We start from the raw sequence: 485 nt of genomic DNA, 5'->3' as shown, positions 1-485 counted from the left end.
TTATAACTCAGCCCATTTTCGCATCAAATTATGGTAAAGATTAGTAAGTTTAATTACTTCTTGATGCTGATCTCCCAACTGTACACGTAAATTTTGAATAGATTGATCTAAGTTGAAAAGCATATATCTATTAGCATCATCTCGTACCATGCTCTGCACCCAAAAAAATGATGCAATACGACAACCGGACGTGATAGCTGTAACTTCATGAAGACTTGTTGAAGGATAAAGAATCATATCACCCGCAGGTAGTTTCACCTCATGGTAGCCATAGGTATCTTCTACAACTAAATCACCACCTTCATATTCGTCTGGTTCACTGAGGAAGACTGTACAAGATAAATCGGTACGGAGACGTTCATTCGTTCCACGAATTCGTCGAATAGAGTTATCAACATGAAAGCCAAAGGATTCATTATTTTCATATCGGTTAAATAAAGGTGGAATTATATCCAAAGGAATTGACGCTGAAAGAAACAATGGAT

The 485-nt window shown here is 36.9% G+C and carries 1 protein-coding gene; it reads right to left on the bottom strand.

Annotation, left to right across the window (positions count from 1 at the left end):
- The coding region (locus GBI16_RS18430; RefSeq protein WP_151707635.1) for a Fe2+-dependent dioxygenase at positions 1 to 485 on the bottom strand (485 nt) is incomplete at its 5' end.

It is taken from the genome of Acinetobacter sp. TUM15064, from assembly GCF_008980265.1.
Taxonomy (GTDB): domain Bacteria; phylum Pseudomonadota; class Gammaproteobacteria; order Pseudomonadales; family Moraxellaceae; genus Acinetobacter.
This window is presented reverse-complemented; position numbering and strand designations above follow the sequence as displayed.